Origin of the sequence: Marinifilum breve (genome assembly GCF_003202155.1) — a bacterium.
Taxonomy (GTDB): domain Bacteria; phylum Bacteroidota; class Bacteroidia; order Bacteroidales; family Marinifilaceae; genus Marinifilum; species Marinifilum breve.
In genome coordinates this window covers 498,270-516,633 of sequence record NZ_QFLI01000001.1, presented here as the reverse complement: position 1 = coordinate 516,633, position 18,364 = coordinate 498,270, and the positions used below count along the sequence as shown (strand labels likewise).

16 protein-coding genes are annotated in these 18,364 nt (G+C 34.0%); 13 read left to right on the top strand and 3 right to left on the bottom strand.

Going from position 1 to position 18,364, the window contains the following annotated elements; translation table 11 throughout:
• Positions 1-85 precede the first annotated feature (85 nt).
• From DF185_RS02085 to DF185_RS02070, 4 genes are all read left to right on the top strand, one after another.
• The gene (locus DF185_RS02085) at positions 86-1,354 is read left to right on the top strand and encodes a sensor histidine kinase (RefSeq protein WP_110359063.1); all 1,269 of its coding nucleotides are present in this window, start codon (positions 86-88) and stop codon (positions 1,352-1,354) included.
• A 4-nt stretch (positions 1,355-1,358) separates the two neighbouring features.
• On the top strand, positions 1,359-2,057 hold the full coding sequence (locus DF185_RS02080; protein WP_110359062.1) for a response regulator transcription factor: 699 nt from the start codon (positions 1,359-1,361) through the stop codon (positions 2,055-2,057).
• Between the two features lie 71 nt (positions 2,058-2,128).
• Positions 2,129-2,806: a YggS family pyridoxal phosphate-dependent enzyme gene (locus tag DF185_RS02075; protein ID WP_110359061.1), complete on the top strand. Its 678-nt coding sequence runs from the start codon at positions 2,129-2,131 to the stop codon at positions 2,804-2,806.
• Positions 2,807-2,903: 97 nt separating this feature from the next.
• Entirely contained in the window at positions 2,904-3,908 is a 1,005-nt protein-coding gene (locus DF185_RS02070; RefSeq protein WP_110359060.1) for a dihydroorotate dehydrogenase-like protein, read from the top strand.
• A gap of 39 nt (positions 3,909-3,947) precedes the next feature.
• On the opposite strand, the gene DF185_RS02065 is transcribed toward DF185_RS02070, so the two are convergent.
• On the bottom strand, positions 3,948-4,469 hold the full coding sequence (locus DF185_RS02065; protein WP_110359059.1) for a hypothetical protein: 522 nt from the start codon (positions 4,467-4,469) through the stop codon (positions 3,948-3,950).
• 206 nt (positions 4,470-4,675) lie between these two features.
• Between DF185_RS02065 and DF185_RS02060 the strand changes: the two genes are divergently transcribed.
• Both DF185_RS02060 and DF185_RS02055 read left to right on the top strand, forming a co-directional pair.
• A complete protein-coding gene (locus DF185_RS02060) occupies positions 4,676-5,527 on the top strand; it encodes a hypothetical protein (RefSeq protein ID WP_110359058.1) in 852 nt (283 codons plus the stop codon).
• Positions 5,528-5,543: 16 nt separating this feature from the next.
• A complete protein-coding gene (locus DF185_RS02055; RefSeq protein WP_110359057.1) occupies positions 5,544-5,978 on the top strand; it encodes a hypothetical protein in 435 nt (144 codons plus the stop codon).
• Positions 5,979-6,018: 40 nt separating this feature from the next.
• Here DF185_RS02055 and uvrA read toward each other — a convergent pair whose 3' ends face one another.
• Positions 6,019-8,802: an excinuclease ABC subunit UvrA gene (gene uvrA, locus DF185_RS02050; protein WP_110359056.1), complete on the bottom strand. Its 2,784-nt coding sequence runs from the start codon at positions 8,800-8,802 to the stop codon at positions 6,019-6,021.
• A 192-nt stretch (positions 8,803-8,994) separates the two neighbouring features.
• Between uvrA and DF185_RS02045 the strand changes: the two genes are divergently transcribed.
• The 5 genes from DF185_RS02045 (at position 8,995) to DF185_RS02025 (ending at position 12,070) form a co-directional block, all read left to right on the top strand.
• A complete protein-coding gene (locus tag DF185_RS02045) occupies positions 8,995-9,591 on the top strand; it encodes an RNA polymerase sigma factor (RefSeq protein WP_243421744.1) in 597 nt (198 codons plus the stop codon).
• Between the two features lie 112 nt (positions 9,592-9,703).
• Entirely contained in the window at positions 9,704-9,943 is a 240-nt protein-coding gene (locus DF185_RS02040; RefSeq protein WP_133249933.1) for a hypothetical protein, read from the top strand.
• 104 nt (positions 9,944-10,047) lie between these two features.
• Positions 10,048-10,902: an SPFH domain-containing protein gene (locus tag DF185_RS02035; protein ID WP_110359054.1), complete on the top strand. Its 855-nt coding sequence runs from the start codon at positions 10,048-10,050 to the stop codon at positions 10,900-10,902.
• Positions 10,903-10,912: 10 nt separating this feature from the next.
• Positions 10,913-11,092 carry a type II toxin-antitoxin system antitoxin gene (locus DF185_RS02030; protein WP_110359053.1) on the top strand — a complete coding sequence of 60 codons (180 nt, stop codon included), beginning with the start codon at positions 10,913-10,915 and terminating at the stop codon, positions 11,090-11,092.
• Between the two features lie 174 nt (positions 11,093-11,266).
• Positions 11,267-12,070, top strand: a complete 804-nt coding sequence (locus DF185_RS02025) for a CHAD domain-containing protein (protein ID WP_165835910.1) — start codon at positions 11,267-11,269, stop codon at positions 12,068-12,070.
• Here DF185_RS02025 and DF185_RS02020 read toward each other — a convergent pair.
• A complete protein-coding gene (locus DF185_RS02020) occupies positions 12,067-14,466 on the bottom strand; it encodes a penicillin-binding protein 1A (RefSeq protein ID WP_110359051.1) in 2,400 nt (799 codons plus the stop codon). The two genes, DF185_RS02025 and DF185_RS02020, sit on opposite strands and share 4 nt — an antisense overlap.
• Positions 14,467-14,685: 219 nt before the next feature.
• Here DF185_RS02020 and DF185_RS02015 point away from each other — a divergent pair, with 219 nt between their 5' ends.
• Positions 14,686-15,822 (top strand): FIST signal transduction protein, encoded by a 1,137-nt coding sequence (locus tag DF185_RS02015; protein WP_110359050.1) that lies wholly within the window; start codon positions 14,686-14,688, stop codon positions 15,820-15,822.
• Between the two features lie 4 nt (positions 15,823-15,826).
• The gene (locus DF185_RS02010) at positions 15,827-17,965 is read left to right on the top strand and encodes a PAS domain S-box protein (RefSeq protein WP_110359049.1); all 2,139 of its coding nucleotides are present in this window, start codon (positions 15,827-15,829) and stop codon (positions 17,963-17,965) included.
• Positions 17,966-18,364 lie beyond the last annotated feature (399 nt).

The window sequence follows — 18,364 nt, the reverse complement described above, 5'->3', positions numbered from 1 at the left end:
GTTAAAGAAATTTAAATTTTTAAAAATTAAACTACCTTTGGATTGATTAATATACCCATTACTAAAGGAGTACAGAAGATATTAAATGATTAAAATAGTTCAAAAATTAATTAACAGATTAAGCAATTATAGAATTCAGATATTCCTCGGCATATCTGTGGTAGTTCTTATTACTCTTCTTTTAATACAAATAAGGTGGATAGGTAGGGCGCGAGATTTGAACGAAGAACAATTTAACCATAGGGTAGGAATGGCTTTGCATGAATCGGTTGACGAGTTTATGAAGGATAGAGAAAGATGTGAAGCTATGAGTGCTTGTATGAGTAAATCGAGATTTGATGCCAATGATAGTGCCAAATTGGAAAGTGAAGTGGAACGTTTGGATTCTATCATTAAGCAGCAATTTCAGAATTACCAAATTCAGTCAGCTTACACCATTGAGGTATTAACTTCAGCTGATGAGCAGCCAAGAAGTAAATGTTTCTATTATAGTTTACGTAAGGCATTAAGTCACGATAAAGCTGTTCTGAATGTCTATTTTAATAAAAGGGAGCAGAGTTTAATGGATAGTATGGGCAGTATGTTTATATTATCAGTAATTCTGATACTAATACTATTTATATTTTTTGGATTGACCGTTTTCTCATTTCTTAAAGACAAGAAAATACTTGGAAGAACAACCGATCTTATAAATAATATTGCCCACGAATTCAAAACTCCTATGGCAACAATTGCTTTGGCTGGAAAAATGTTAGGCCGTGAGAAGGTTAATTCTCAACCTAATCAGGTAATTCATTATGCCAATATGATTACTTCTGAAAATGATAGACTTAAAAAGCAAGTCGATCAACTTTTAAAATTGTCATGTATCGATAGAGGAGAGTTACAATTAAATTCAAATCAATTTAATGTTCATGAACTACTAAAAGAATGTATTGATTCTCTATCGGTTAGATTATCGGAACGAAAGGGAGAGTTAATTGTAAATAAATCTGCTGTAAATGATTTAATTACAGGTGATCGAGAGTTGATTCAAAATGTATTTTTAAACCTTCTGGATAATGCTATCAAATATTCTTCAGGTAAGCCTGAATTGAAATTAGAAACAAAAAACAATAATGGAAGTTTACTTATTCTGGTATCCGATAAAGGAATTGGAATGAGTAAGGAGGAACAAAAACATGTTTTCGATAGATATTATCGAGCTCCAACAGGTGATCGTCACGATGTTAAAGGCTTTGGAATTGGCTTGTCATATTCCAGAATGATAATTGATGCTCATAAAGGTTCTATAAATGTTTGGAGTAAGAAAAATTATGGTAGTACCTTTACTGTGATGATACCACAATCTTAAATTTATGACTACACTTACAGCAAAAAATATACTATTGGTTGAAGATGACCCTAACCTTGGGGAGGTTTTAAATGCTTTTCTTGAAATGGAAGGGTTCACAGTTAGCTTGGCTAGAGATGGTGAGGAAGGTTATGAGAAATTTTCCAAATCGAAATATAATATTTGTCTTTTGGATGTGATGCTTCCTAAAATGGATGGATTTTCTTTGGGTAAGATGATTAGAAAAAAAGATAAGGACATTCCTATTATTTTTCTCACGGCAAAATCCTTAAAAGAAGATAAATTGAAAGGTTTTGATTTGGGTGGAGATGATTATATCACCAAACCATTTGATGAGGATGAATTGATTAGAAGAATTAATGCTATTTTAAAAAGAACAGCTTCAGTTCAGGATACTCCGGAATTAACTTTCAAACTTGGCAAGTTTGAATACAATCATGTAAATCTTACTCTAAGAATTGATGATAACGAATCTCGAATAACGCAAAAGGAAGGAGAGGTTCTATACATGTTGCTCCAATCGAAAAATAATGTTGTTCGTCGTGAGGATATCCTTGTAAAGGTTTGGGGCGAAAATGATTACTTCATGGGAAGAAGTTTAGATGTATTTATTACAAAACTGAGAAAGCATCTTAAGCCAGATTCACAGGTAAAAATCGAAAATGTTCATGGCGTTGGGTTTATTCTATCTGATGATAATTAATTTAACTTCCAGGTAGACTTAAAACCGAAAAATTGTAATTTTGAGTTTTAAAATTCAAAACTAATATTGGTATGAGCATACCTCAAAAAATAGAAGAAATTAAAAAATCAATTCCGGAGGATGTAACCTTAGTTGCAGTTTCTAAAACAAAACCCAACGAAGCTATTATGGAAGCTTACGATGGAGGTTATAGAATTTTCGGAGAAAATAAACCTCAGGAGTTAACCAGAAAGTTTAGCGAATTGCCAAAAGATATAATTTGGCACATGATTGGTCATTTACAAACCAATAAGGTTAAATATATTGCACCATTTGTTAGCTTAATTCATGCTGTAGATAGTTTGAAGTTACTAAAAGAGATTAACAAACAAGCTCTAAAAAACGATCGAGTGATCGATTGTTTATTGCAGTTTCATATTGCCGATGAGGATACAAAATTTGGCTTGGACCTGAGTGATGCAGCACAAATTATTAATTCTGAGGAATATCAGAATATGCAAAATGTGCGTATTTTAGGAGTAATGGGAATGGCTACTTACACTGATGATGAAAATCAGATTCGTTCGGAATTTAGCAACCTAAAATCTATTTATAGTGAACTTAAATCGAATTTCTTTTCAGGAGAGGAGAGTTTTAAAGAAATTTCCATGGGAATGTCTGGAGATTATAAACTAGCTATTCAAGAGGGAAGCACAATGATTCGTGTAGGAAGTACCATTTTTGGTGCCAGAGATTATTCAAATAAATAACATTTGCCATAAAGTCCTTCGTTGATGAATCGTAATTATTTATTTAAATGATTATATTTGTTCGTCAACGATTGAAATTCAATAAAATCAAAATACTATGATAAATCTTGAAACCACTTATATGGGATTGCCTTTAAAGAATCCTGTAATTGTTAGTAGTTCTGGTTTAACCAATTCGGTAAGAAAGATTAAGATTATCGAAGAAAAGGGAGCTGGTGCTGTTGTATTAAAATCTTTATTTGAAGAGCAAATCACTAACGAAGCCCGTCATCTTATTAGTAAAGATCCTACAAATGTTGGATATCCTGAAGCTGAGGATTATATCCAAAATTACATAAAGGGTAATTCGGTTTCAAATTATTTGACATTAATTAAAGAAGCAAAAGAAGCTGTTTCTATTCCAATTATTGCAAGTATTAATTGTGTATCGTCATCTGATTGGACTCATTTTGCAAAAGAAATAGAAAAAGCGGGAGCTGATGCTATTGAACTGAATGCATTTATCGTTCCAAACGATAGAAATATGAGTTCTACAGAGTATGAAGAGCTGTATTACGATATTTTCAATGCTGTTAAGAAAGAAGTAAATATTCCTATTTCAATGAAATTGGGTATGTATTTTACAAATTTATTTTCAGTAGCGAATAGATTAAATGCAGATGGGGCTGATTCTGTTGTTTTATTCAACAGATTTTATGAGCCAGATATTGATATTGAAGATTTGAAAATTACTAGTGCTGAAGTATTAAGCAATGCAAGTGATATTCGTAGATCTTTACGTTGGGTAGGAATGCTATCTGATAAAATTAAAGGTCTTGATATTTCTGCTTCAACAGGTATTCATAGCGGTGAAGCTGCAATCAAACAGTTGTTGGCTGGAGCAAAAACCATTCAAATTTGTTCTACTGTTTACGAACATGGATTTGATCAGGTAACTAAAATTTTGGAAGAAATTTCGGCATGGATGACTAGAAAAGAATTCAAATCAATTGACGAATTTAGAGGTAAGTTGAGTTATGGAAACATTCCTGATTCCGCACTTTACGAAAGAGCGCAATTCATGAAATACTTTTCGAATAATGAAAAAGATGTAATGATCTAAAAATAAAAAAGGCTGAATCAATTGATTCAGCCTTTCTTTTTAAAATTGATCAAGAATGTGAATACATTCATGAATCATTCCTTTAATTTCTTCAGGAGCATTTGGAATTGCATCCTTTAATTTATCTTGCTCTTCAATTCTTTTATCCGACTCTATTTTCTCAGTAAAGTTTTCTATTACTGTAAAGGCTTCAAAAGCTGTTTCAAAATCAGATTTGATCAATAAATCGGTAAATACACTTACGTGTTTTGTAAAATCAATGCTAGATTGCCAACAGATTCCAGTTAATCCTTTCTGAATTGATTTGTATTTATCGTTAAGAATTGCGTCAATAAAAATCAGATCAGCTTTTTTATCCTTGATGTCAGCTAAAAATTTCCAGATGGTATTATTAACCTCTTCATTCTTACTTTTTACCAATAAATCAAACAGAATTACAATATCTTCCAATTGTCCTTCTTCTCTTAATTGATTAATCGATTTTGTAACAGTTTTAGAATCTGAAGACTGAAGTTCCGATACTAATTTATCGTGTAATGCTTTTTTTGCTTTATCCGTCATTTTGTTTCCATTTGTATCTTGCAAAATTAATAAAATTAGCGATGATTAGTAGTGTTTGATGAAAATTGCATTTTTAATAATAATTAAACTTATTTCTTGTGTCAGTATGGTTTTTTATGGCTTTAAAAGTCTTGGAGGCCCAGTATTAGTGGAGAAAAAATCGTATTTTAATTGAGACTATAAATTTTAACTCATTATTGTATTTTATGAGAAAGATCTCTGAAGCTGTATTATTAATATTTTTATTGACTTCATGCAGTTGGAATTCTGCAGGAAAGAAGGACAAAGAAATTAAATCTGAAAACTTAGAATATCAGTTAATGACTGAAAACACGAAAAAAATGAAGAAGATATTCTTTGTGTTACCCAGTCCTATTGAAACTTCATTGTTAATTAACAATTCAGGTCTTGTTTTTCAGGAGGATTTACTCAATTCTACTGAGAAATTGGCAGGATACTCTACAAGTACTTCCAGAGCGATTGCTTTGGGTATATATTGTGCAGATTTAAGTTATTCTGGCATAAATGAGCAGTTTCAAACATCTATAGAATATTTAAATGTTACCCGGAATTTAGCCGAATCCTTAGGGATTTTAAGAGCCGTTGATCCAGAGAAGATTAAATTGTTAGAAGAGAATTTAACGAATAAGGAGTTGGTGATTGATGTGATCTCAGAGGTTTATATGGAATCGCATGAGCAGTTAAGAGAACAGGATAGGTATTTACTTGCATCTCTAATGTTAATAGGAGGTTGGGTAGAAAGTTTGTATTTGGCTACCCAAAGTGTGAAGCCAAACGAGGTGAAAGATCAAATTTTAATTGAACGCATTTTAGATCAGCATCTGTCTTTGGAAAGTGTAAAATCGGTTCTAAGAGAGAATCAATCGAACCCAGTAATACAACCAATTTATAAAGATTTATTAGATTTGGAACGATTATTTAAAAAGTCGATCAAATCAAAAAATGATGAGTTGGATTTCTACGAAAAGGTTAATTTAGTAGGTTTCGAGCAACTTATTTTAAAAGTTTACGATATAAGAGATTATTTGGTCGATTAATAACAGGTTAAATTACATGAGAATTTTATTTACTATTGCCGCTTTATTTTTTCTTGCCAATACCAATTTAGTTTATTCCCAATGTAGAGAGTTTGCAAAAAATGATTGTAAGCCTTTGCTGGAAAATTATATACATGATGGAAACTATAATGGAATTGTTTTAAATGTTGATGAAGATGTTGAGCTTCATAAAGCATTTTTTAAAGGGCAAAAATATAGATTGGTAGTTTGTAAAGAAGATTTTCTGCCATCAATTCATTTTAAGCTTCTAAATTCCGATTTTGAGGTTTTGTATGATAATAAGGACAGTGGATACAATAATAAATACGATTTTGAACTGGAAGAATCACAAACCATAATTATCTCGATGAAGTTTATGACTGAAAATAAAGTATACGACAAAAGTATGAATGGTTGTGTGGTCGTACTTTTTGGATTAGAAATGAAATAGCAAGATCATAAAAAAAGCTCCTAATCAAGGAGCTTTTTTTCTATAATTTTTCACCCAAGTATTTTCCTGTATAGGACTGTTTGCATTTGGCTGCTGCTTCCGGAATTCCTTCAAAAACCACTTTCCCTCCATTGTTTCCTCCTTCGGGACCAAGATCAATTAACCAGTCGGCACTTTTAATGATTTCCATATTGTGCTCAATAATAATTAAAGTATGTCCTCTTGCAATTAGAGCATTAAATGCATCCATCAATTTATGGATATCATGAAAATGAAGTCCTGTTGTTGGTTCATCGAAAATGAATAGGCAAGGTTCAGCTTTTTCTTTGGCAAGGAATGAAGCCAACTTAACCCTTTGACTTTCTCCGCCACTTAAGGTGCTAGACGATTGACCTAACTTAACGTATCCTAGGCCAACATCAACCAATGGTTTTAAGCGTTGTGCTATTTTCTTTTCGATATTTCCTTTTGAAGCACTGAAAAACTTAGTTGCTTCATTTACGGTCATTTCCAATACATCGTGTATGTTCTTGCCATTGTATCGAATGTCTAATATATCATCTTTAAACCTTCTTCCTTTACAGCTTTCACATTGCAGGTAAATGTCAGCCATAAACTGCATTTCAACCTTTATAATTCCTTCTCCCTGGCACTCATCGCATCTTCCACCATCAATATTAAAAGAGAAGTGTGAAGCTTTAAAACCGGCATATTGCGATGCTTTTTGATCAGCGAATAACTTTCTGATTTCATCATATGCCTTTAAATATGTAACAGGGTTTGATCGAGAAGATTTACCTATCGGGTTCTGATCGACAAACTCTATGTTTTTCACCAATTGTAAATCACCTTGAAGTAGATCAAAATGACCACTCTTATCAGAGTATCCACCATAATGCTTTTTTAAGGCAGGATACAAAATTGTTTTCACCAAGGATGATTTACCAGAACCACTTACACCAGTAATCACTGACATCACATTAAGGGGGAATTTGATATTAAGACCTTTTAGGTTATTTTCTCGTGCTCCAATAATCTCAATGTAGTTGTTCCATTTTTTTCTATTCGAAGGAACAGGAATATTTCTTTCTTGCGAGATGTATTGCGATGTTAAACTTTCGTTTGATTTTTTTAAAGCATTTAAGTCACCTTGAAAAACAACTTCACCTCCAAGTCTACCAGCATGTGGACCAATATCAATCACATGATCTGCAGCCAGAATAATGTCTTCATCGTGTTCAACCACAATAACTGTATTTCCTAAATCGCGGAGTTGTTTTAGAACTTTAATCAATAAATCGGTATCTCGCGAGTGAAGACCAATACTTGGTTCATCGAGAATGTAGAGCGATCCTACGAGACTACTTCCTAATGATGTTGCCAAATTGATTCTCTGTGACTCTCCACCAGATAAACTACTTGAAAGACGATTTAGGGTAAGATATCCCAAGCCTACATCAGAAAGGAACTGCAGACGGTTTCTAATATCTACCAAAAGTCTTTTGGCAATTTGCTCTTCGGTTTTGTTTAATTCTAAATTCTGAAAGAAACTATTTAGTTCTGTGATTGGCATTAACACCAAATCCTGAATGTTTTTTCCATCAATTTTAATATAGCCAGCTTCTTTCTTTAATCGAGTACCTCTACAATCAGGACAAGTGGTTTTACCTCTATATCTCGATAGCATTACTCGATATTGAATTTTATATTGCTTAGATTCCAGATATTTGAAAAAAGCATTCAGTCCTTTGAAATGCTTGTTCCCAGTCCACAATAAAAGCTTTTGTCCGTCACTCAATTCAAAATATGGCCGATGGATAGGAAAATCAAACTTATCAGCAGCATAAATCAATTGATTTTTCCACTCCTGCATTTTTTCACCTTTCCAACAAACTACTGCATCATCGTATATGCTTACTGTTTTATTTGGAATTACCAAGTCTTCATCAATTCCAATTACCTTTCCAAAACCTTCACATTTAGGACAAGCACCAACTGGATTATTAAAACTGAAAGTATGGACATTAGGATCTTCAAATTCTATTCCATCAGCTTCAAATCGATTTGAAAAAGAAAGAGTTTCTCCCTCAAACATTACCAAGCATTCACCTTTTCCTTCGTAAAATGCAGTTTGAAGTGAATCGGCAATTCTGTTCTGCGTATCTTCATCCGAAGAGACACGGATTCTATCAATAACGATATGAATTGGTTTGTCTGCAGGAATGATTTCTGGAGCTTCAAGAGCGTCGAAAATTTTGTGAATTTTACCATCAATTTCAATTCGTGAAAAACCTTGCTTCGAAAGCACTTCAAGCTGTTCTTTTTTGCTTCTGTCTCCATTTAGCATTTCTGCTAAAATCATCACAGGCAAATCTTCTTTTTGCTTCAAAATAAAATTAACAACATCACTGATGCTATGTCGTTTTACCAAGGTATTTGAAATCGGCGAATAGGTTTTACCAATTCTTGCAAAAAGTAATTTTAGATAATCGTAAATTTCAGTAGACGTCCCAACTGTAGATCGAGGATTTCTGGTGTTTACTTTTTGCTCAATTGCAATTGCAGGTGGAATTCCTTTAATAAAATCTACCTCAGGTTTATCTATCCTGCCAAGAAACTGACGAGCGTAAGCTGATAAACTTTCCACATATCTTCTTTGACCTTCGGCGTACAAAGTATCAAATGCAAGTGATGATTTACCCGATCCAGAAAGTCCGGTAATTACAATGAGTTGATTACGAGGAATCTTTAAGTCAATGTTCTTTAAGTTGTGAACTCTTGCACCTTTTATATGAATAAAATCTTCTGAAAATTTCTCTGCCATCTGTCTTATATCTGCTCCAAATAGGAGTTGAATTTATATCTTGAAAACGAATCTCCAAAGTTATTTAACTTCTAAAGATTTTCAAATCTCAGGAAAAATTAGTTTATTGCATATTGTTACCAATTTATAAACCCAAAAAAAGGAGATACTGCTTATAGAAAAACTTTTACGCTGTTTAAAAAATAAATAGTTGTGAATTTGAGACAAAATAATCCAACCGATTATGATCTCGTGAAGCAGTATATTGATGGTAACCATGAATGCATTGATACATTAATCAATCGTCATAAGGATAGGATTTATACCTATATCTATCTTATTGTAAAAAATCATCAGCTTACCGAGGACATTTTTCAGGACACTTTTATAAAAGTGATCCGATCGTTGCGTTTGGGCAAATATCAAGACAATGGTAAATTTCTAGCTTGGGTCTTACGAATTGCACACAATTTAATCATTGATCATTTTAGAAGAGAAAAGCAGAGTAACACTTTCTCGAAAGATGATTATGAATTGGATATATTTAATTCCAATAAGTATTGTGAAGGCAATTGTGAAGATGAATTGATTCGTGATCAAATACACGATGACATAAGAGATTTGGTTCAGGAATTACCAGAGGATCAGAGAGAAGTTGTAATTCTTAGACACTATAAAGGGTTAAGTTTTAAGGATATTGCGGAACAAACCGATGTAAGTATTAATACTGCATTGGGTAGAATGCGATATGCATTAATTAATATGAGAAAGATTATCGAAGAGAGAAATATGACTTTAACTTTTCATTAGTTTTTTATTTGATTTTAGTAGGCCGGAAAAATTTTCCGGCTTTTTTTGCTTTTGGAATACTAAATTAAAGTGATAGGCGTTTTAGAATAAAATAAATTAGCTAATTATGCCTATGAATGAAATTTACGCTTTGTTACAACATGATGTTTTATTTTCACCTGAGGAAATGCTTGCTTTACTCGAAAGAATTTCGGATTTAAATCTGTTTGATTCATCCGACTTATATAATTTACTGGATGAATTTAAAGTGAAGGCATCAGGAGAAATAGTTGAACGCATAAAGACATTTAATCGATCAACGGTTAATGTTGATCTTAAAATTCCCGATATAAGGGAGTTGATGTTGAATTAAAAAAAAACGGAACGATCATCGTTCCGATTTTTTTATGCCTTGTTTTTGCTAATTCTAAAAATAATTGTAAATTGATATCAAAATAATATCAAAAAGATTTAAATATGAAACAAGAACAAACTTTTTCAGCAATATCTGGCTTTGCAATGGCATTTGTGTGTTTTCTCCTTTTATTAGGAGGAATTCTGGGTATAATATTCCTAAGAAATCCAATATTTATACTTCTAATTTTACTTGCTGTGATTTGTATGGCAGGATTTACAGTGGTTAATCCAAACCAATCTGCTGTATTGGTTCTTTTTGGAGCTTACAAGGGAACGATTTTAAATAATGGATTTTTCTGGGTAAACCCTCTATTTGTAAAAAAGAAGATATCTTTGCGTGCAAGAAACCTCGACAGCGATCCTCTTAAGGTTAATGATAAAATAGGTAATCCAATTATGATCGGAGTTGTTTTGGTATGGAGAGTAAAGGATACTTATAAAGCAGCTTTTGATGTGAATAATTACGAAAATTTTGTTTCCATTCAATCAGAGGCGGCAATTCGACATATGGCAGGAGCATATCCTTACGATAACTTTGAGGATGAGAAGGCTGAAATTACTTTAAGATCTGGAGGAAATGAAGTAAGTGAATTGTTGGAAAAAGAGTTAACCGAACGATTGGCAATTGCTGGAATTGAGGTTATGGAAGCGCGCATTAATTATTTGGCTTATGCTTCCGAAATTGCAGGAGCCATGTTAAGAAGGCAGCAGGCTACAGCAGTAGTAGCAGCACGTTTTAAAATTGTTGAAGGTGCTGTAAGTATGGTAGAAATGGCATTGGAAGAACTTGCCGATAAAGATATTGTTGATTTGGATGAAGATAAAAAAGCTACCATGGTTAGTAATTTAATGGTTGTGCTTTGTTCAGATAAAGATGCTACACCGGTATTGAATACTGGTAGTTTGTATCAATAATTAATAGAATATGGCTAAAAAGAAATCATTTGTTCTGCGTTTGAGTCCAGAGACGTTTAAGAAGTTGGAGAAATGGGCTGTTGATGAATTTCGCAGTACTAACGGTCAAATTGAATGGATTTTAAACAAAGCGCTTAAAGATGCAGGCCGATTAAAAGATGAAAAAAAGAGTGATGATCACTCTGAGTAAATAGTTAATTCAGTTATGCAAAGACCACCTAATTTTAGGTGGTCTTTTTTTATTTGTATCCATTTAAGAATATTATTTTAAATTAAACAAAAAGCGCTTGCTCAAATTTCATTTTACTAATATTTTGATTTTGTGTATATTGTATATGAATGATAGGGGACTTATATGATAGATATGAATAAATTAATCACGTTTTACAAGAAAAGATTTGATGCATTTTTATTGCATCTGGCAGAGGCTAAAAGTCTAAATGAGGATAATGTACACAAGTTGCGTGTTGATATTAAATATATGCGAAGCTTGCTTTTGTTAGTGGAAGCACTGCACTTGGATACTGTTATTATCGGAAAGTTGCTAAAGCAATTAAGACCTGTTTTTAAATATTCAGGTCGTGTAAGGACAATTCAAGTCTGTAAAAGTTTGGTTCTGCAACACAATGTGAAGAATCAGGAAAAAGTAATTGAGATTTTAGAAGAGAATCAGTCGAATATATCAAATGATTTTATAGTAGTATTGGATAAATTCAAGCTTGATAAATTTAAAAAACGAATGGAAAATCTTTATCAAGTTTTGGAAGGAATATCTACACCGGAATTAAGAGAAAAGGCTGATAAAATCATTCATGATGAATTGGATTTGATATACAAACTATGGGCTTCTTCGAGAGGAGAAGAGAATTACCATGATATTCGTAAGTTTTTCAAAATTATAAAATCCTTACTTCAGTTATTAATTGCTGTAGAGAGTTCTGATGATTTAGAAAGAGAATACAATATTGTGAATGAAACGGAATCTACTCTTGGTAACTGGCACGACCGAGATGTTCTGGATAAGAAGTTGGCTAAGATTCAAAGCTTTGCTCCAAATCCAGAATTCAAATCATTGGTTCGTGAAATAAAGAATAAAAACAGAAGCGAAAAGAATGCTCATATTAAAGAATTCAAACAACAAATGCTTACTAACTTTTTAAAGCACTAATCTTTGTTCTTCTTTTTGAAAATGTTTTTGATTCTCTGATATATAGATTTTCTCTTGGCTTTTCTTTTTTCTTTTCTCTGCTTGCGTTCCATTAGTTTGTCGCGATCCTTCGCTTTAACGCCAAAAATGTTCTTGAGTAATCCTGAATCTTTTGGCATGTAGTGAGGGATACTTAATTGTGCAAGAATGTCATTATCTGGTTTGTGGATTGAAGCATAACTATAGTTCGTGAATTTTCGGTTGCGACTTAGTTTATGCATGAATTTGCCATAAATAGGCAATGCCATGCTTGCACCTTGCCCTAAAGTTAAAGAGCGGAAATGTACACGCATATCATCGGCTCCAACCCAGGCTCCAGCTACCAAATTGGAATTGTAACCAATGTACCATCCATCAGCATGTGAATTTGTAGTTCCTGTTTTACCGGCCAAATCACCTTCTAGTTTATATACATTTCGAAGTGATTTACCAGTTCCGCTGTTTACAACAGCTTGTAGCATGTGATTGATGATATCTGCATTCTGAGGGGATAACACAAATCTATTTTCACCTCTTTGCTTCGATAAATCAGCAATTAGATTTCCATTTTTATCCTCAATTTTTACCAGATAATAGGGATCAACATGCACACCTCGGTTGGCTAAAGTTGCATAAACCTGAATCATTTCGAACAAGGAAATGTTTGCTGTACCCAATGCAAGCGAAGGAACTTTAGGCAAATTACTGTCTACACCCATTTCTTCGGCCAGAACTATAGCATCCCGAATACCGGTTTGCAAAAGTACATCTACAGCAATGGTATTTACCGATTCAGCCAAAGCACCTTCCATACTATAACTGCCTTCGTATTTGTTGTCGGCATTTCTTGGCGACCAATTATCGTATTCTTCGTATACCTTTCTTTCGTTTGGTAAATATTCAAATGGAGATACTCCTTCTTCTAGAGCAGCGGAGAAAACAACAGGTTTAAATACCGATCCGACTTGCCTTTTTGCAGTAACATGATCGTATTTAAAGTGATTAAAATCGATTCCTCCAACCCAAGCTTTTATTTTCCCAGAGTGTGGCTCCATAGCCAAAAAGCCTGTGTTTAAAAGTTGAACGTAGTGTTTAATCGAATCGTTAGGCGACATGTTTACGTTCTTTTCACCAGACCAAGTGAAAATTTTCATGTCAACTTTTTTATTGAAAATCTTATTGATTTCTTGTTCCGACTTACCAGATTTTTTCAACTTTTTGTAACGATCCGATCGACGTTTGGCATCACTAAGAATATCCTTTTTGTTGTCCCAAGGTTTTGAGGTACCCCAATGTTTGTAAAACAAGTCTTGAAGACGCTTTAAATGTTCACCTACCGATTGTTCAGCATATGCCTGTAGTTTGGAGTCCAAAGTTGTGGTAATCTTTAAGCCATCTCTGTAAATGTCATAATAACTTCCATCTTCCTTAGGGTAATCTGCCAATATTTTATTTGTTTGAATTCTAATATTCTCTCTTAAATAAGGAGCCAAACCATTTTTTGAAGCCTGATTGTTATATCTTAATCCCAATGGTAAAGCTTTCAATTGCTTTGCTTTTGTTTCTGAAATGTATTCATATTTTGCCATTTGATTCAAAACCACATTTCGCCTTTGTTTTGATCTATCGGGATGCAATCGTGGATTGTAGTAGGTAGGTGCCTTAAGCATTCCGATTAAAACAGCACATTCTTGCGTTTTTAATGCAGAAGCAGGCTTGCTAAAAAATTGTCTGGATGCACTTTCAATTCCAAATACATTTTCGCCGAAGGAAACCGTATTCAAGTATAGTTGTAAGATCTCTTTTTTCGAATATATTTTTTCCAATCTCGAGGCAGTTATGGCTTCCCTAATTTTATTGATTGGCATTGATATGGCACCATAACGCTTTCTAGGATAGAGATTTTTTGCAAGTTGTTGACTTAAGGTACTTCCTCCTCCAGAACTGCGATCTCTCATGATCAGAGATTTTACCAAAACACGAAGCATACTTCTCTGATCAACACCCTGATGTTCGTAAAAACGCACATCTTCGGTTGCAATTAATGAGTTTATTACATTTGGAGAAATATCCTTAAAATTGACATTGGTTCTGTTTTCGGCATAAACTCTACCTAAAATAGCACCATCTTCAGAGTAGATTTCAGAGGCATCTGCATTTTTAATGTTACGCAAAGTGTAATAATCGGGAAGTTTTCCCCAGAACCCGAGGTATACTGTCGAAAACAGCAAGCCAATCCCAACAAGAGCACATGCAATTGCCAGTAATCCCAAACGAATGATATAAGACTTAATACTTCTTTTCTTCGTCTTTTTCTTTGAAGAAGTCTTTCTTTTGGAATTCGTTTTTCTGCTTGTCGTTTTTTTTGTTTTTGCCATACTTAAAATTCTTGATGCTACTATTATTCAACGAATATTCACAATAAAGATTATATCTCATTGTAAAACATTACTTACTGAAAGTTCAAAAATAGTGATAAAATCTAATTTTTTAATTAACTTATGTAACATACTTTGCTGCGAATCGTATTAAAATGTTGACGAATAATATAAAATTCACCATTAAGTGGAATTCTACTACTTATTTACACATATAGCATGAAAATTGACAAGCTGAGAATTAATTCAATTGATGAGTTACCAAATATTAATAATTTACGTGTTAAAGCAGATCTGATATTTGTTTTTGGATTTCGAAAGTTAATGTTGGATGAGACTCTCACATTAGCATTAAAGCACCATTATCCGGAAGCGGTTTTATTTGGTTGTTCTTCCGCTGGTGAAATCTCTGGAACCGAAGTAGTAGATGATTCCGTGGTGATTACTGCAATTGAATTTGAAAATTCGAAGGTAAAGTTGGAATCCATACAAATTGAAGAGGGGGTTGATAATAAACTGTTAGGTGCTAAATTATTGGACAAACTGGATAAGGAAGGTTTAAAGCATGTTATGATTCTTTCTGATGGGTTGAATATTAATGGTGCCGAGCTGGTTAATGGGATAGAAAATAAGCTGCCTGGAAATGTTACGGTTACCGGAGGTTTAGCAGGTGATGGTAGTGATTTCAACGAAACGGTTGTGTATGATAAATCAGGTAAGCCAGTGTCCAATTGTATTGCTGCTCTAGGTTTTTATGGTGAAAAAATTTCCGTAGGCTATGGTTCAAATGGAGGATGGGATAGTTTTGGATTAGAAAGGTTGGTAACCAAATCGAAAGGAAATGTATTGTACGAATTGGATGGAAAACCAGCATTACAGCTTTACAAACAATTTTTGGGTGATAAAGCAGAAGGATTGCCAGCATCGGGTTTATTGTTCCCTTTAAGTTTACGTGAAGATGGCATTCAGGAACCAGTGGTTCGCACCATTCTTGGGGTAAACGAACAAGATCAATCAATGACTTTTGCTGGCTGTATACCCGAGGGTGCTTATGTGAGATTGATGAAAGCCAATGTGGATAGATTAATAAATGGAGCAGAAAACTCTGCCATAACTACTACCGAAATATTACCAAAGGATAGAGCTGAAATAGCTATTTTGATTAGTTGTGTAGGCCGAAAGTTGGTTTTAAAGCAGTTGATTGAAGAGGAGGTAGAAGCTGTGTCGGATGTGATTGGTAATGACGTGTGCATTACAGGATTTTACTCTTACGGAGAAATTTCTCCTTTTCGCAAAAACACTCCGTGTAAGTTGCACAATCAAACCATGACAATTACTACAATTTCTGAAAAATAAAGCAATGCATCGACTACTTAAAAGACAAATCAGAAAATATTTATCAGAAGAGGAGCAGGAAAAATTCAAAGATTTTCTTGATGTGATCAATGATGCATATGTTGACTTTGATTCTGATATCAAGCAAATTGAAAATATTCTGGAAAAAAATTCGCAAGAATTGTTCAATGTAAATAGCGAGCTTCAGAAAAATCTGGAAACAAAATCTGCAGAGGTTAAAACAGCAAGCTCAAGACTAGAGTCAATTGTGGATAATATTAGTGAGGTAATTTTCCAAGCCAATATCGAAGGAGAATGGATGTATTTAAATCCGGCCTGGACGAAGATGACTGGTTTTGATTTATGGTCGAGTATTGGTACAAATGTATTTGAGTTTGTGCATCCTGATGATATTGAACTTTGTAAGTTAAAACTTAGATATTTGCTTGAGCATAAGGAAAAAACCAATCATTTTGAGTTGCGTTTTGTTACCAAATCGGGCAGCTACAAGTGGTGCGAAATTGAGGAGCGATTAATCATAGGAGAAGATGGTAAGGCAACAGGATTATCAGGATTTATAAAAGACATATCAGAGCGAAAAAATTTAGAAGAAGAGAAGAATGTTACCGACGAAAAATTCAGAATGATTTTTGAAAAATCGTCAGTAGCATACCTGATTATTAAAGAGTCGAGATTTTTAGATTGCAATCAGGCTTGTTTAGATCTTTTTGGAGTTAAAGAACGTGAAGATTTCGTAGGTAAATTTGTTAGAGATTTTTCTCCTGAGTTTCAACCTGATGGTACGAAATCATCTGATAAAGCTATGGATTTAATTTACAAAGCCAGAGAAAGGGGCTTTAATAAGTTTGATTGGATCCATAGGAAGGAGAATGGAATGGAATTTCCTGTTGAGGTAATTTTAAATCCTGTGCAGTTGTCCGAGGACAATATTCATTTTGTTGCACTTAACGATTTGTCGGAGCGAAAAAGAGTGGAGTCGGAATTGATAGCAGCCAAAGAAAAAGCCGAAGAGGCTACCAAAGCCAAGGCGCAGTTTCTGTCTACCATGTCGCACGAAATACGTACGCCAATGAACGCTGTAATCGGAGTTACACATTTGTTGTCGGAAAATGAACCAAGGGAAGATCAGTTAAGTAATCTGAACATTTTAAAGCTATCGGCCGATAACTTGATGACATTAATTAATGACATTCTGGATTTTAGTAAAATTGAAGCAGGTAAGATTGAATTGGAGAAAATCGACTTTAATTTTAGAAATTTCATCAATAATGTGACTGCTGGATTTTACATGAAGGCAAAAGAAAAAGATCTGGAATTTGTTATTGAAATTGATCCTAAAATTCCTGCACATCTTACTGGTGATCCTACCAGGTTATCGCAAATAATTACCAACTTGTGTTGTAATGCCATAAAATTTACCGATGAAGGTAGAGTGGTTTTAAAGGCAGAATTTAAAGGCAGTTCGGATAATATGGTGAATATTCAGTTTGAAATTAACGATACGGGAATTGGGATTCCGGTTGACAAGAAAGATCAGATTTTTGAATCTTTCTCGCAGGCAGATTCCAATACCACGCGATTGTATGGCGGAACTGGATTGGGACTGGCCATTACCGGAAAGCTGGTAGAGTTAATGAATGGTCGCATTAATGTGGAAAGTGAAGCAGGAAAAGGAACCTCTTTCTTTGTGGATGTTAAGCTAAAAATCAGTTTGAAATCAAAACCTAAAGTTAGTTTTTCAGAAGGACATTTTACCGATTGCCAAAAGCTGAAGGGGATGCACATTTTAGTAGCGGAAGACAACCCAATGAATGTGTTAATTATAAAGCAATTCCTTAAGAAGTGGGATGTAAGCTATGATATTGCCAAGAATGGTAAAATTGCATTAGACAAAGTTCAGGAAGCCGATTACGATATGGTACTTATGGATTTGCAAATGCCTGTAATGGATGGTTACGATGCAGCTCAAAGTATCAGAAATCTTAATCAGGAGAAATACAAGGAGTTGCCTATTATTGCCGTTACGGCATCAGCCTTTAACGAGATACGAGCCAAAGTAATTGGTGCAGGCATGACCGATTTTGTAACCAAGCCAATAAATCCTGAAGAATTGTATGTGAAGTTGGAGAAGTATGCGGATTGAAGCTCCAAATCACAAGCCTACTAAGAATTTCATCTCTTTGTGAAGTTGTAAAATTACATTTGCTTGGTTCGAACTGGGGTAGGGCATGGGAAGGACAAACCGCTTATCCGTAGAATAAATTTTTAGTAAGACGGAGAAGCTGAGAACTTGTTCGAAGATCACTCCGCCGCACTTAAATTTTTCAAGTAGAAGAGGTTTGGGCTTACTCGCCCTAGATTTTTTGCATCCTTTTTCATCAATGGAAAAAGGATGAGCCATGCGGCTTGAGCAAATTAAAGTTAATCTATAGAATTATTGTTTTCAATTAGTAATCGAATTGGCCTTATACTAAATTTCATATAGAACCAAAAATACCCTTCTGGCTGTAGCCTCCCGAAAACTTTCGGGATTCCCTGAGAG